Annotated in this window: 14 protein-coding genes; 3 read left to right on the forward strand and 11 right to left on the reverse strand. The window is 39.2% G+C overall.

The window, feature by feature from the left end; genetic code table 11:
- Window position 1: 1 nt before the first annotated feature.
- From R3F25_03080 to mraZ, 11 genes are read right to left on the reverse strand one after another with little or no spacing between them, the layout of a single operon-like run.
- On the reverse strand, window positions 2-928 hold the full coding sequence (locus R3F25_03080) for a D-alanine--D-alanine ligase (protein ID MEZ5495798.1): 927 nt from the start codon (window positions 926-928) through the stop codon (window positions 2-4).
- On the reverse strand, window positions 918-2357 hold the full coding sequence (gene murC / locus R3F25_03085) for a UDP-N-acetylmuramate--L-alanine ligase (protein ID MEZ5495799.1): 1440 nt from the start codon (window positions 2355-2357) through the stop codon (window positions 918-920). The genes R3F25_03080 and murC overlap by 11 nt, the downstream gene beginning before the upstream one ends.
- Window positions 2354-3400 (reverse strand): undecaprenyldiphospho-muramoylpentapeptide beta-N-acetylglucosaminyltransferase, encoded by a 1047-nt coding sequence (gene murG, locus R3F25_03090; protein MEZ5495800.1) that lies wholly within the window; start codon window positions 3398-3400, stop codon window positions 2354-2356. The genes murC and murG overlap by 4 nt, the downstream gene beginning before the upstream one ends.
- Window positions 3397-4590 (reverse strand): putative lipid II flippase FtsW, encoded by a 1194-nt coding sequence (gene ftsW, locus R3F25_03095; protein MEZ5495801.1) that lies wholly within the window; start codon window positions 4588-4590, stop codon window positions 3397-3399. Before ftsW ends, murG begins: the two co-directional genes overlap by 4 nt.
- Window positions 4591-5673: a phospho-N-acetylmuramoyl-pentapeptide-transferase gene (gene mraY / locus R3F25_03100; GenBank protein ID MEZ5495802.1), complete on the reverse strand. Its 1083-nt coding sequence runs from the start codon at window positions 5671-5673 to the stop codon at window positions 4591-4593. It lies immediately after the preceding gene.
- A complete protein-coding gene (gene murF, locus R3F25_03105) occupies window positions 5670-7010 on the reverse strand; it encodes a UDP-N-acetylmuramoyl-tripeptide--D-alanyl-D-alanine ligase (protein ID MEZ5495803.1) in 1341 nt (446 codons plus the stop codon). Before murF ends, mraY begins: the two co-directional genes overlap by 4 nt.
- Complete coding sequence (locus tag R3F25_03110) at window positions 7007-8518, reverse strand: UDP-N-acetylmuramoyl-L-alanyl-D-glutamate--2,6-diaminopimelate ligase (protein ID MEZ5495804.1); 1512 nt, start codon at window positions 8516-8518, stop codon at window positions 7007-7009. The genes murF and R3F25_03110 overlap by 4 nt, the downstream gene beginning before the upstream one ends.
- Entirely contained in the window at window positions 8511-10244 is a 1734-nt protein-coding gene (locus tag R3F25_03115; GenBank protein ID MEZ5495805.1) for a penicillin-binding protein 2, read from the reverse strand. The genes R3F25_03110 and R3F25_03115 overlap by 8 nt, the downstream gene beginning before the upstream one ends.
- A complete protein-coding gene (ftsL, locus tag R3F25_03120; GenBank protein ID MEZ5495806.1) occupies window positions 10244-10516 on the reverse strand; it encodes a cell division protein FtsL in 273 nt (90 codons plus the stop codon). Before ftsL ends, R3F25_03115 begins: the two co-directional genes overlap by 1 nt.
- On the reverse strand, window positions 10513-11430 hold the full coding sequence (gene rsmH / locus R3F25_03125) for a 16S rRNA (cytosine(1402)-N(4))-methyltransferase RsmH (GenBank protein ID MEZ5495807.1): 918 nt from the start codon (window positions 11428-11430) through the stop codon (window positions 10513-10515). Before rsmH ends, ftsL begins: the two co-directional genes overlap by 4 nt.
- Complete coding sequence (gene mraZ, locus R3F25_03130) at window positions 11431-11883, reverse strand: division/cell wall cluster transcriptional repressor MraZ (protein ID MEZ5495808.1); 453 nt, start codon at window positions 11881-11883, stop codon at window positions 11431-11433.
- A gap of 313 nt (window positions 11884-12196) precedes the next feature.
- Between mraZ and lpxB the strand changes: the two genes are divergently transcribed.
- The 3 genes from lpxB to R3F25_03145 all read left to right on the forward strand — a co-directional run bounded on the left by lpxB (window position 12197) and on the right by R3F25_03145 (window position 14704).
- On the forward strand, window positions 12197-13312 hold the full coding sequence (gene lpxB, locus R3F25_03135) for a lipid-A-disaccharide synthase (protein MEZ5495809.1): 1116 nt from the start codon (window positions 12197-12199) through the stop codon (window positions 13310-13312).
- On the forward strand, window positions 13300-13869 hold the full coding sequence (locus R3F25_03140; protein MEZ5495810.1) for a ribonuclease HII: 570 nt from the start codon (window positions 13300-13302) through the stop codon (window positions 13867-13869). The genes lpxB and R3F25_03140 overlap by 13 nt, the downstream gene beginning before the upstream one ends.
- Window positions 13870-14053: 184 nt before the next feature.
- Window positions 14054-14704: a peroxiredoxin gene (locus R3F25_03145; protein ID MEZ5495811.1), complete on the forward strand. Its 651-nt coding sequence runs from the start codon at window positions 14054-14056 to the stop codon at window positions 14702-14704.
- Window positions 14705-14768 lie beyond the last annotated feature (64 nt).

Here is a 14768-nt window from a genome sequence, read left to right on the forward strand (position 1 = left end):
ATTAGACTTCCTCTTCAAATGCCGTTGACAGAATTTGTAAAACCAAATCTGCAAAATTCCAGCCAATGGCAGCAGCCGCTTTAGGAACCAAGCTGGTTTTTGTCATTCCAGGTGTTGTATTCGCTTCCAAAAACCATCTGTTTCCTTTTTCATCCAAAATAAAATCCACCCGAGCCCAACCTTTAAGTTTTAAACAGTTGTAAACTATGAGAGCATCGCTTTGTAAAGCCTTTTCTATTTCATCATCCAATCCACTTGGACAAAAGTATTGTGTCTGATTACTTTTATATTTGGCTTCATAGTCGTACAACCCAACATAAGGCTGAATACGAATGACCGGTAACGCCTCACCTTTAATGATTGATACCGTACACTCTTGTCCTTTAATAAAGGATTCAACCAAAACCGAATCCACATCTCCAAGTGCTTTTTCTACAGATTTTTTGAGTTCTTCAACGGAATCGGCATAATACAAGCCAACACTGGAGCCTTCTTCAGTTGGTTTTACAATCCAAGGTCCTTTATCTGTTATTTGTAACTCTGAAGGTTTTTTCAGGAGTTGAGATTTAGGTGTTAGAATTCCTTTAGCACTTGCCAGAGTTTTCGCCGTATTCTTATTCCAACTCAATACAGCGCCTTGAGCATCACAACCCGTGAAAGGAATATTCATACACGCAAGCAAACCTGCCAAATGACCATTTTCACCGGATTCTCCATGCAGAATATTAAACACTGCATCGAAATTTTGCGGATTAGATGCAAGCAATTCCTTAACTCCATCAATGGCAACAGCTTTTACTCCTGATGATAATAATGCATCCAGAACTGCATTTCCCGAGTTGAGTGAAACCTCGCGTTCTGCAGATTCACCACCCATCACAACTGCAATTTTTAGCTCATTCAGTGGTTTTGGAAATTTAAGGTTCATAATGTTCTCCATTTTCCAAGGTACCACTTTTAGCAATTTGTTTACTGACTTTACCGATACTACCGGCACCAACCATTAACACTAAATCTCCATCATGAATTATGTTTTGCAAATCAGTTTGCAGGTTTTCAATATCAGCTATATAAATCGGGTCGATTTTTCCTCTCGCTCGAATACTTCTGCTGAGATCCGCTGACTCAAAACCGGAAATTGAATTCTCGCCCGCTGCATATACATCGGTTAAAATCAAAACATCGGCATGGTTTAATGCTTCGGTGAACTCATCAAATAAATCTCGTGTTCGTGTGTATCGATGAGGTTGGAAAACCACTACTAAACGATTATCCCAACCTTGACGACTCGCCTGAATCACTGCCTGAAGCTCTGTTGGATGATGAGCATAATCATCCACCAAAGTGAAATACCCTGATTTACATTTGATGTTTTCTGTTAAATTAAATCTTCTGCCAATTCCGGCAAAGTCAGCGAGACCTTTCGCAATGTTTTGAGCATCCACACCTAACTCCAAACCAACTGCAAATGCTGCCAAGGCATTTTGAACATTATGTAAACCGGGCAGATTAATCACTACATTTTGCGCAACAACTGCGTTGTCATTTAGCACATCAAAACTCATATTAATTTGATGATGTTTGATATTCACAGCACGAATTATTGCTGTTTCGCTGAGTCCATAAGTTATAGTCGGACGTAACAAACGTGATGCTAATTCAGCAACATGCTCATCATCCACACACAAAATTGCCACACCATAGAATGGCAAATGATGCAAAAAGTTATTAAATGCTTGTTTCAATAGAGAAAAACGCCCTTCAAAGGTCTGCATGTGATCCGCATCAATATTTGTAACAACCGCTAAAACCGGTTGTAATAGCTGAAAAGAGCCATCACTTTCATCCGCTTCTGCGACTAAATATTCGCTGGTTCCCAGCCCGGCATTTGTTCCTGCCGAATTCAATAAACCACCAATTACAAATGTCGGATCTAAGTGCCCTGCAGCCAAAACACTTGCTATTAAAGATGTGGTGGTGGTTTTTCCATGCGTTCCGGCAACTGCTATCCCGATTTTGAAACGCATCAACTCACCCAGCATTTCCGCTCTGGATAATATTGGCTTGCCACTTTCACGAGCAGCCACCAGTTCTGGGTTATCTTTTTGTATCGCTGATGAAATGACTACCACACTGGCATCATTTATATTTTCTGCTTTATGTCCAACGGCAACTGTAATTCCCATATTTCTCAGGCGTTCAACCACGTCACCGGCTTGAATATCTGAACCTGAAACATTAAACCCAAGGTTATGCAAAACCTCAGCAATACCACTCATGCCACTTCCGCCAATTCCAATCATGTGGATATTTTGCATACGGCTGACAAATCTGTTCTCGGGAGTCATATAACTCATGCCATTACCTCCATGCAAATATCAGCGATTGTTTTGGCACAATTCGGTTTATGTAATTTTTTTGAGGCTTCAGACATTTGCTTTCTTAATTCAACATTTTCTACCAAATCTTTGATAGTGGAACTGAGCTTTTCTTCGGAGTCCGACTCCTGCCAGATATAAGCTGCACCGCTATCAACCACATGCTTTGCATTTGAAGTTTGATGATCATCAACAGCATAAGGATATGGAACAAAAATCGCCGGTAAACCAACCGCGTTGATTTCAGCAATTGTTAATGCTCCTGCTCTGGCAATAATAAAATCCGCCCAACTGTAAGTTGCTGCCATATCATCAATAAATTCAACAACCTCGACCTCATCAGCTGATTGATAGTTTTCCTGAGTCATAGATTGATTATTTTTACCGCACTGGTGTTTGACTAATATTTTTCCTGATTGAATCAAATCCTTTAATAAATCCGGAATTCGTGTATTTAAACTTTTTGCACCCAATGATCCACCAATAATTAAAACTCTTACTTTATCGTCGGAATTCTCTGTTTTTTTGCTATCTTCAATATCTTGTCTGACCGGATTTCCAACCCAAGTTGAGTTGTATAAACCATTCAAATTGAATCCTGTTAATACTTTTCTGGCCCAACGGGAAAGATATTTATTCGTCATTCCGAATTTGCTGTTTTGCTCATGGACAATCATTGGAATTCTTTTCAAACGAGCAGCTAATCCACCAGGACCGGCAACATATCCACCCATACTGACAACCAAAGAAACCTTTTCATTCTTAAGAAATTTTCCTGCACTTCTTGTCGCGCCAAATAGTTTAAAAGGCATTGTCAACAAACCTTTCAGACCCTTTCCACGCAATCCTTTGATTGTTAAAAGATGAATGGCAATTCCGTGTTTTTTTACTATTTCTTCCTCCATGCCACCAACTGCGCCCAACCAAACAATTTCCACATTTTGTTTCATTAGTTCTTTAGCCACTGCAATTCCTGGAAAAATATGCCCGCCGGTGCCGCCTGCCATTATTGCAACTTTCATGATGACACCTCTGCTGATTTTTTCTTGATTGCTTTTACAAAATGGACTCGGTTTTCGTACGACACACGCATCACTAATGCAATTGCCAGAATATTCATCATGATTGCCGAACCACCCGAACTGATAAACGGCAAGGTTAAACCTTTAGTAGGCAACAATCCGAGATTCACTCCCATGCTTAAAAAAGTTTGTAGTGATAACCAAACTGCGATTCCGGCACAGGCATAGGATGAAAATTCTTTTCCAAGACTCAGTGCCACTTTGGAAATCGAAAAGATTCTGAAAATTAATAGTAGGTATATAACTATCAATGCTATTACTCCGACAAATCCCATCTCTTCAGCAAAAACCGAAAATACAAAATCGGTATGTGCTTCAGGCAAATAGAATAATTTTTGTACACTTCCACCGACACCAATACCGGTGAGTTTTCCGCTTCCGATAGCTATTAATGCCTGAACCAACTGAAAACCGCCACCGAACGGATCGCTCCAGGGGTTTTGAAAACTAATCAATCTTTGAATTCGATAAGGCTCTGCATAAGCCAGAAATGCCATCATTGAGGCTGCAAACACTGCCAGAATTAACAAGTCTCTAAATCTGGCTCCGGCAATGAAAACCATGAACAATGTAATTGTTAACAACAAAACAGCCGATCCAAAGTCAGGTTGCATGAGTAAAAGAACAGCTAATAACCCCGACAACATCAATGGTTTCACAACACCTATAAATTTATGTTGTAAACCAACTTTATGACGAACAACATATCCCGCCAAATAAACAATCATTGCTAGTTTAACCGCTTCAACAACTTGGAATCTTGAAATACCCAAGTTCAACCAGCGTCTGGCTCCACCGACTTTGACTCCCAAGCCCGGAACAACCACCAAAATCAGTAGTAATAGCGAAATAATTATCAAAACCTTACTCAATTTTTGCATCCATTCCATTTTCATTGAAAGCACAATAAAACTGAGAAAAATTCCAAGTCCAATAAATACGATGTGTCTCTTCAAATAATAAAAAGCATCTCCATTGGAATTTTCAGCAATAGCAAATGACGAGGATGCCACCATAATAATTCCGAGCGAAATCAAACACCCCAAGGAAAATAGCAGCCAAAAATCATAACCAACGGAAAAAACTCCGGTGACTGATTTTTTGTTCGCTTGTATTGCTGTTGCTTTCATTTATCTAATTTTTAATGTTGCTAAACCAACTAAAACCATAATTAATGCCAAAATCCAAAATCTCACCACCACTTTTGCCTCAGGCCAGCCTTTCAACTCAAAGTGATGGTGAATAGGTGCCATTTTAAAAATTCTTTTCTTACGAAGTTTGTAAGAGCCAACTTGTAGAATCACCGAAACTGTTTCCATTACAAACACGCCACACATAATAAAAAACACCAGTTCCTGACGAGTAATAATTGCCACAATTCCAAGCGCCGCTCCCAGTGACAAAGCCCCGACATCACCCATAAACATCTCTGCCGGATAGGTGTTAAACCAAAGAAACCCCAATCCTGATCCAACAATTGCCGCACAAAATACAGACACTTCTCCGCTATTTTTAATGAACGGAATATACAAATACTCAGAAAAAACTGCATGTCCGGATAGGTAAGCAATTACTCCTAATGCAGCCGCAACCAGAACCACCGGCATGATTGCTAAACCGTCCAATCCATCCGTTAAATTCACCGCATTGGATGAACCTACCATGACAAAATATCCCAAAGGAATTACCAGCCATCCCAAAGACCAATCCAAATCTTTCACAAACGGAATCACCATTTGAGTTTTTAAACTCGCATCGCCGAAGTAAAACAAATACAGAACCGCACTGATTCCAAATAGCGATTGTAAAAAGTATTTCCATGTGGCTGACAAACCGGCAGAATTTTTCAAAACCAGTTTTCGATAATCATCCAGCCAGCCAATCAATCCAAAACCAAACAACACATACATACAAACCCAAACATAATTGATGGATAAATTGGCCCAAAGCAAACATGAAAGCAATACAGCAAAAATAATCAACCCACCACCCATTGTTGGTGTGCCTTGTTTGGAATAATGCGACTCTGGACCAAGTTTTCTAACTTGTTGTCCAATTTGCTTCATTTGTAATTTTCTAATAAACGCAGGACCCAGAAACAAACTGAGAATTAGTGCAGTCAAAGCGGCCGCGATTGCTCTGAATGTTTGATAGGAGAACAAATTCAACCAATTCAAATCACCTTGAAAATATTCAGCAATCCAATGAATCATGCGACATCCTCCATACTTTTTAAATTGTCAATAACGGTTTCCAACCGCATACTTCTGGAGCCTTTAACCAGCACAGTTCCGACACTTTGCCAATGGCTCATCAGAAACTTCTCCAATTCTGCTTTGCTTGCAAAGTGGAGTGGTTGCTCGGAAAATTCATCCGATGCAAATTTTGAGTCATTCCCGACGGTCAACAACTGGGTCACATGATGTTGTTTAGCATAGCTTCCAACCTGACGATGCATTTCCATTGAGTCCTCACCCAACTCAGCCATATCACCAAAGACTAAAGTGGTATTTCCATCATATTGGCTAAGAACATCTATCGCCGCTTTCACGGATTGCAAATTGGCGTTATAGCAATCATTAATAACCTTATTGCCTTTGATTTCACCAACAAGCTCCAAACGTCCTTTTGCCGGAACGAATTTTTCCAATCCTTCTTTAATAATTTCCGCGCTGATTCCAAAAGTAAGAACAGCGGCTGTTGCAGCAGCTGCATTCAATTCATTATGTTTTCCTGGAATCGGCAAGTGGATATCTTCAATAACTGATTTTCCGATATCAATCGAAAACACATTGTTTTCATGAACCATTCTCACATCCGATTCTTTTTCAGAGCCAAAGCTAACTACATTGCCTTGCGTGGACTGACTCCACTTTTCAAAGTTTTCATTATCTTTAGGTAAAATTGCATATCCGTTGCTATTCAATGTGGAAATTATTTTACCCTTCTCAGTAACAATATTCTCCAAACTGCCGAATCGTCCGATATGCGCCGCAGAAGTGCTCGTCAAGACACCGGTATGAATATCAACCAGTGAAACCAGCCATTCTATATCACCCAATTTCGCTGCGCCCATTTCTATCACTGCAAATTCATCAGCCGATGATAATTTGCATAAAGTTAACGGCACTCCGATTTCGTTATTAAAATTCCCCTCAGTTGCCACACACTGATGTTGTAATGACAGAATGGAATGAATCATGTTTTTAACAGTGGTTTTACCATTCGAGCCTGTAATCGCAATGATTTTGGTTTTACATTGTTTTGCCCAGTATTTTGCAATTGTTGAAAGGCACTCTAAGGTGTTTTCACAAACAAGCTGAGATGCAACATTATCCTGAGCATGACTGACTAATACAGCAACCGCACCTTTTTTTAATGCTTGTGGACAATAGTCCTCACCCCTGAAGTTTGGACCTGAAAGAGCAACAAACAACTTCCCTTTGCAGTCTTCTCTGGAGTCTGTACTAATTCCGCGAAACTGTGTTGCCTTGCCGATTAACGTAGCACCGGTTAATGTTGCAACTTGGTGAAGGTTCATGTTAATCATGCACACCTCTCCTGATGTTCCAGCAAAATTTGCTTCGCTACACTTCTGTCGTCAAAGACAAATCTCTGTCCATTAACAATTTGATAAGCCTCATGACCTTTCCCGGCAATCAATATCAAATCATCGGCATTTGCATTTGTAATCACATGAGCAATTGCATCCCTTCTTGAATGAATGACTTTAGGTTGAGTTTCCATACCCATCAAAATATCTTGTACAATTTGCTCAGGATCTTCGAAACGAGGATTATCATCAGTGATAATCACTTTATCAGCATATTGTTCAGCGATATGCCCCATTTGCGGACGTTTTCCCTTATCACGATTACCACCACATCCAAAAACACACCATATTTTACGGGCATTATGTTGTTTTAATGCTTTGAGTACTTGTTCAAGCGCATCGGGGGTATGTGCATAATCAACGATTATTAATGGATCACTTTGGGTTTCAGAATGACTGATAATGCAATTCATTCTTCCCGGTACCGGTTGAAGTTGTGGAATGGCATTGCAAATTTCTTCAAAATCAAATCCTTGACCCAACAAAACTGTTGCAACAAGCAAGATATTCTCTACATTGAACAATCCTAAAAGTGACGTATGAATTTCTCTGTTTTCACCATTAAAGCCAATATTGAAGTCCATGCCTTTTGCGGTCAGATTAACTTTTGAAGCTACAACATCGGATTCTTCATTATTCAACCCAAAACTGAAAACTTTAGAACTAGCGCTATCGTTTTTAAAATCAATTAACCAACGACTACCATAATAGTCATCAGCATTAACAACTTTGCAGTGCGAATTGTAATTTGTGAAAAGTTGCTTTTTAACACCTGCATATTCTTCAATTGTTTTATGAAAATCCAAATGATCGCGACTCAGATTGGTAAATGCTACGCAATCAAAATCAAGCGTGTTCACCCGACCCTGATGAATTCCGTGTGACGAAACTTCTAAACCGACGTGAGTGATGCCCTCTGATACAAATCCCGCCAATATTTTATGCAAATCCAAAGCCGATGGAGTTGTGTTAGGCTGGTCATGCATTTGTTGCAAGTTTCCATAGCCTAAAGTTCCAATATAACCACCTTTGATTCCAAACTGACTCCACATTTGTAACAGCATCCAAGCCGAGGAGGTTTTACCATTGGTTCCGGTAATTCCAACAATTTTCATTTTTTCAGCCGGATTTCCATAAAACTTGGATGACAATTCTCCTAGTCTTTGCGACAAATTCTCTATTTCGTAAACATCTATTCTCAAGGGTTGACGTCGCGATTTAGGCTTCACTTTTTCATTGTCTTTCTTCTCTGAAAAAATCACACAAGCCCCGGCACGTTGCGCCTGATAGGCAAAATCAATTCCATGATGGCTATCACCTGAAAGCGCAATGAACGCATGACCTTGCTCCACTTTTCTGCTGTCCAGTGACAAATCCACTACATCAAAATCATCACCAATGAGGTCCATTTCCATCCAGCTCAAAATTTCACTTAACTTAACCATTAGCAACCTCCTTTGCTTTGAAATTCTGCGTTTCATTTTCCAAATCCGGTGAAATGTTCAGAATTCTCAAACTATCCTGCATGATGGTTTTGAAAACAGGAGCAGCTACCGCGCCTCCACCGTATTCATCACCTTTCGGATCAACAATACTGATAGCAACAATCAATCTTGGCTCTTTTGCCGGTGCATAACCAACAAAACTGGCAATATACTTGTTTGAATACCCACCTTTCTCTGCCATGATTGCAGTTCCAGTTTTACCGGCAACCGAATAGCCTTCAATTCGTGCTTTTTTTCCTGTATTTTGTTCGGTCACCACGTTTTCTAACATCAAACTCACACGTCGTGCAATATCTGGATCAATAATCGCTTTATCTTGCTTGATATTTCCTTTCAGATAAGTTGGTGAACGCCAGCGACCTTTATTTGCAATTGCTGCATAAGCGGTAGCCAATTGTAAAGTTGTCACTTGCAAACCATAGCCAAAAGAAATGTTTGCATGACGGGAATTACTCCATTGGTTATAGTGCTCAATATTTCCGATGGACTCTCCGACAATACCACTGTTGGTACTTGAGCCAAAACCAAATAGTTTAAATGTGTTCCATAAATGTTCTTTTTCTAAACTCAAAGCAATTTTGGCGGTACCGATATTACTGGATTTACCCAAAACAGTTTCCATATCTATCTCACCATAATTTCTGGCATCGCTAAATTCGTAACCATCAACCTCAAATGGAGTGGTATCAATCATGCTGTCTTCATCAAACTTGCCGCTCAAAAGTGCCGCAACCATTGTGAAAGGTTTAATCACCGAACCCGGCTCATACATATCGTGCAAAGCACGATTTCTCATTCCTGCAATGGATTCACCGGATATATTATTGGGGTTGTATGAAGGCTGGCTTGCCATTGCTAGTATTTCACCGGTCATTGCGTCCATTACAATCGCCGCCCCTTTTTCAGCTTTTCTGGAATGAACGGCGGTTTTCAAAGCCTTATATGCTACATATTGCAATCTTCTGTCTATGCTTAAATACAAATCTTCACCGGCTTGTGCCTCTGTGATTTCTTTCACGTCACGAATCACATTACCCTTTCTGTCTTGCATAACCTGTTTACGGCCGGATGTTCCAGACAATTGTTTATCATAAGTATTTTCAATGCCTTCTTTGCCCACATCATTGGCATCGGTAAAACCAATCAGCTGAGGCATGATTTCATAAGTCGGATAATATCTTTTAAATTCTTGTCTGAACTCAACACCATTGATATTTAATGCTTTGACCGAATCAGCCATATAAGGTGGAATACGGCGTTTGATATAGATAAATTTTTTGTCTTGTTTATTAACCACCAATTCATTCAGCTTTTCTTCATCCAAAGACAAAACTTCTGCCAACTGACCCAATCTGGAAATTTGGTTAATCAATTTTGAAGGATCAACACCAACTGAAACCATTGGTGTGCTGATAGCTAAGGGCTCTCCATTTCTGTCGTAAATATTTCCTCGGGGAACAGGCAAACTCACTTCTCTGATTTGCCTCATATCTCCCTGCTCAGTATAAAACTCCGTTCCCATGACCTGAATTGAGAAAGCTCTGACTGCAACAACACCAAAACACAATAACAAAAACATAGTGACAACAGACATGCGCATTTTAATATTTGGCATATCTCCTGAAATCTCTTTCGTTTTTGTATTGTTGTGTTTAACCTTTTTCATTATCGCTTGATACTAATAATCTGACTTTGTTCAGGCATCTGCATACCTAAAAATTGCTTCGCCTTTTTTTCTATATTTGTGTTGTCAACCATTGTCGAATATTCCAGTTGCAAACGTCCCCAATCCGCATTCAACTCATGTTCCTCATTAATCAACTTTTGTAATTCAACAAACTGATTGCGACTTTTGTGTTGTAAATAAATATAATCGACAACAATACTTAGCAAAGCTAACAACAACAGCAAGGTGAATAACAAGCTACCACCTTTCATACTTTTTCAACCACTCGCATAATCGAACTTCGAGCCCGAGGATTGTTTTTCACTTCACTTTCTGAAGGTTTAACCGGCTTTCCAATTATTTTGATATCCGACTTCCAATCAGGGGCAATTGGCAGTCTTTTGTCAAAAGCCACCGGTTTCATCTTCTCCTTGATAAAATTTTTCACAATTCTGTCTTCCAGCGAATGGAAACTAATAACCACCAGCCTTCCGCCACTGCATAATTTCTCAACTGCTTCAGGCAAAACATTTTTAATTTGCTCGAGCTCACGATTAATATGTATCCGAATGGCCTGAAAGACACGAGTTGCAGGATGTTTGTTTTGTTGTTTTTTATTAACCTGACTGACAATCGAAACCAACTCAGCGGTGTTTTCTATCGGTTTTTCATTCTCTCTGTACAAAACAATTTCTTTAGCAATCGCTGTTGCGTTTTTCTCTTCACCGTATCTCCAAAACACTTTGGACATTTCTTTCCAGTCCGCATGATTAAGCCAATCAGCCGCCGATTCACCTTGCGAGTTATCCATCCGCATATCCAAAGGACCATCCTGCATAAAACTAAAACCACGAGTCGCAACATCAATTTGTGGCGAAGAAATTCCCAGGTCAAACAATATTCCATCAACCCCCGTTTCAAAGTTTTTGTCTATCAATGCTCCCAGCATTTCAAACGCCCCATATTCAACTACTACCCTTTCATCTTCCTGAGATAATTGCTTCGCAACCAATATTGCCTCAGGGTCACGATCAATAACCAGTAATTTTCCATTTTCAAGCTTTTGTAAAATTCTGCGACTATGCCCACCACGTCCAAAAGTTGCATCGACATAATTTCCGCCTGCTTTAATATTCAGCGCATCAACCGCTTCATCCAATAAAACGGTAACGTGTTCACTCTTCATTTAAAGCACTATTTTCTTCATTTCGTCAGTGACTTCATCACCTGACTTGTTAATAACCGCTCTGCGAACTTTCATTAATGCATCATCATTCCAGATTTCAAACTTCTTGCCCATACCCAACATGACGACTTTTTTGTCCATTGATGCTTCTTGTCTCATATTTACCGGCAATTGAAGCCTAAATCCTTTGTCCGGCTCAATATGGAAAGCACTACCGACCAACTTTAATTGCAAATTACGGTGCTCATCATTGAAACTGCTGAGTGCCATAATTTGATCTTTAAGCTTGTCCCACTCTTCCTCCGGATAAAGCAAAAGTGAAGAAATTTCAAAAGGATTGTAGGTCAGAACCAACTTATTATTACAGGCACCGGCAATCAATTCACGGTATCTCACCGGAATTGCTAACCGCCCCTTGGCGTCTAAGTTGACTGCTGTTTCACCAAAAAACACTATCTAATCCCACAAAATATCACTTTTTCCCACATAATTGCACTTTATCTCTATTTCAAATACAAGTCAACAACTACTTATTAAAAAAATCTAATGAAATCAAAGACTTAATTAATGTTAAACTTTAATAATAACTCGTAACTTATTGAATAAAAATAAAATTATTAGGTTTCATTGCGTTTTTACTGCCAAATTAACTCCAATCACAGTTGTTTTGGATGGAAAAAACCATGTATTCAGTTAAAATGTCGAGGCTGAAATTCAGGAAAATAAAACCATCGAAACAACTTCAAAAAAACTAACAATTGCACTCATTGCCGGAGAGGATTCCGGTGATTTATTAGGTGCTGATTTAATTGACTCTTTGAAGTCTAAAAGACCTGATATTGAGTTCATCGGGGTTGGTGGCGAGAAAATGAAACGAGCCGGAATGGAACTCATCTGTACGAATAAGGAGTTTGCCATTATGGGCATTGCTGAAGTTGTCAAGAAACTTCCCAAATTATTAAAACTCCGAAAACAAATCATCAAAGATATTATTCAAGCCAAACCGGATATCTTCATTGGAATTGACGCGCCGGATTTAAACTTTCCGATTGAAAAAAAACTTAAAAAGTCCAACATCAAAATCATTCATTACGTCAGTCCGTCGATATGGGCGTGGAGACCGAAACGTGTTGAAAAAATCAACCGAATTACCGATCTGGTTATGACATTGTTTCCTTTTGAGCCGGATTATTATCTGAAATCGGGAGGAAGCGCTGTTTTTGTTGGCCATCCTCTGGCAAAGAATATCAGTATAGAAATTGATAAACCCAAGTCTAAAAAAACACTCGGATTAAACCCAGACCAAGCGGCACTTGCAATTTTACCGGGTTCTCGGAGCAACGAACTCAAAGCTCATACAGAAATTTTCGTAAAAACCGCTTTAAAAATGCAAAAACAGTATCCGGAATTACAAATCATTTCTGCAAATACCAATCCGGAAAAAATTGATTTCATTAAAAAAATTGCCGATCAAAACAATCTAAATATCCTAGTTTTTAATGATGCTACTGCTGTGTTAAAAGCCGCCGATTTTGCACTATTGGCATCAGGTACTGTGGCATTGGAAGCCATGTTATGCAAAACACCGATGGTTGTTGGATATAAAATCTCACCAATCACCTACAGCATCGTTAAAACTTTTAAAATGATGTTACTGCCTTATTATTCACTTCCGAATGTCTTATATGGTGACTTTCTTGTGGATGAAGTTTTGCAAAAGCAAATGACGGTAGAGAATTTATTGAATGCTTTATTAAAATTACAAGAGACAAATAAACACGAAGAATTTATTAAAAATTTCACAAAGCTGCACCACTCATTATTAACTGACAAAGATGCTGCATCCAGAGTATTAGAATTTGCCGAGCAATGTCTGTTATAGTTGGAGTGGATGAAGCCGGCAGAGGACCATTGGCAGGACCGGTCACGATTGCTGCGGTGATTCTCAAAAAACCTATTCAGGGATTGAATGACTCCAAAAAACTCTCTGAAAAAAAACGACTGGAACTAGAGCAAATTATTATTGAGAACTCTCTGGAGTATTCCGTGATTCATATTAGCACCGAAATCATAGAAGACATCAACATTCTGCAAGCCAGCCTTTTGGGAATGCAAAAAGCCGTGCAACAACTTCAATCTCCTTTTGACAAAATACTGATTGACGGCAATAAATGTCCCAAGTTTTCAAAACCGGCAGAAGCTATTATTGGTGGTGATGGAATCATTGCTGAAATTTCAGCGGCATCAATTCTGGCAAAAAATGCTCGTGACCGACTGATGTTGCACATTCACAATGAATTTCCTCAATATGGTTTTAATAAACACAAAGGCTACGGAACCAAACTCCATTTAGAAATGCTCCAAAAATTCGGCCCCTGCCCTTATCATCGAAAAAGTTTTGCTCCGGTTCTGCAATTGTTGCAAACCGAATTGTTTTAATGATTCGATTTTTATTGACTCGTTTGAGTAATTATCTTCCAGCAACCAAATAGTTTAAAGTATTAATCTATTTTTTGAATCGTTATGCTCTAAATATACTATTTTAATATATTAGATGTTTCTAATATAATAACCGCATGTTTTAAGAAAACAGTAATTTAATATAAAAATTTGGAGAATAAAAATGCAAGAACAAACAAATGAAATCGTACAATTTCCACAATTGAACAAACCGGCTCCCAACTTTAAAGCAAGAACAACTCATGGTACTGTTGAGTTATCAGACTACAAAGGCAAATGGTTGGTTCTTTTTTCACATCCGGCAGACTTTACTCCGGTGTGTACAACTGAATTTATGGCATTCGCCAAACATTATGATGAATTTCAGGCGGAAGGAGCTGATCTTTTGGGTTTATCAATTGACAGCTACTACAGTCACGTTGCATGGGTTCGCAACATCAAGGAGAAATTCGGAGTGGATATCCAATTCCCTATCATCGAAGACTTGTCCATGAATGTCGCAAAGGCTTATGGAATGATTCATCCCGGAGCTGCTGATACTTCAGCCGTCAGAGCCACTTTTATTATTGACCCGGAAGGTGTATTGAGAGCAATGGTGTATTATCCAATGACAAATGGTCGTTCCATTCCCGAGTTTTTAAGAGTTCTAAGAGCGCTGAAAGCCTCAGATGCGAACAAAATAGCGACTCCTGAAGGATGGCAGCCCGGTGATAAAGTCATTGTTCCACCACCACAAGATATGGATGCAGTTGATCAGAGACTTAATTCTGATGCCGAATGTGTTGACTGGTACTTCTGTAAGAAAAGCCTGTAATTAACCTCGCAAGTATCCCTGTTATCTTAATCTGGGTTTCAGGGATACTTTTTTGAAATAAAAA

Source organism: Gammaproteobacteria bacterium, from assembly GCA_041395445.1.
In the GTDB taxonomy this organism is placed as follows: Bacteria; Pseudomonadota; Gammaproteobacteria; order Xanthomonadales; family Marinicellaceae; genus NORP309.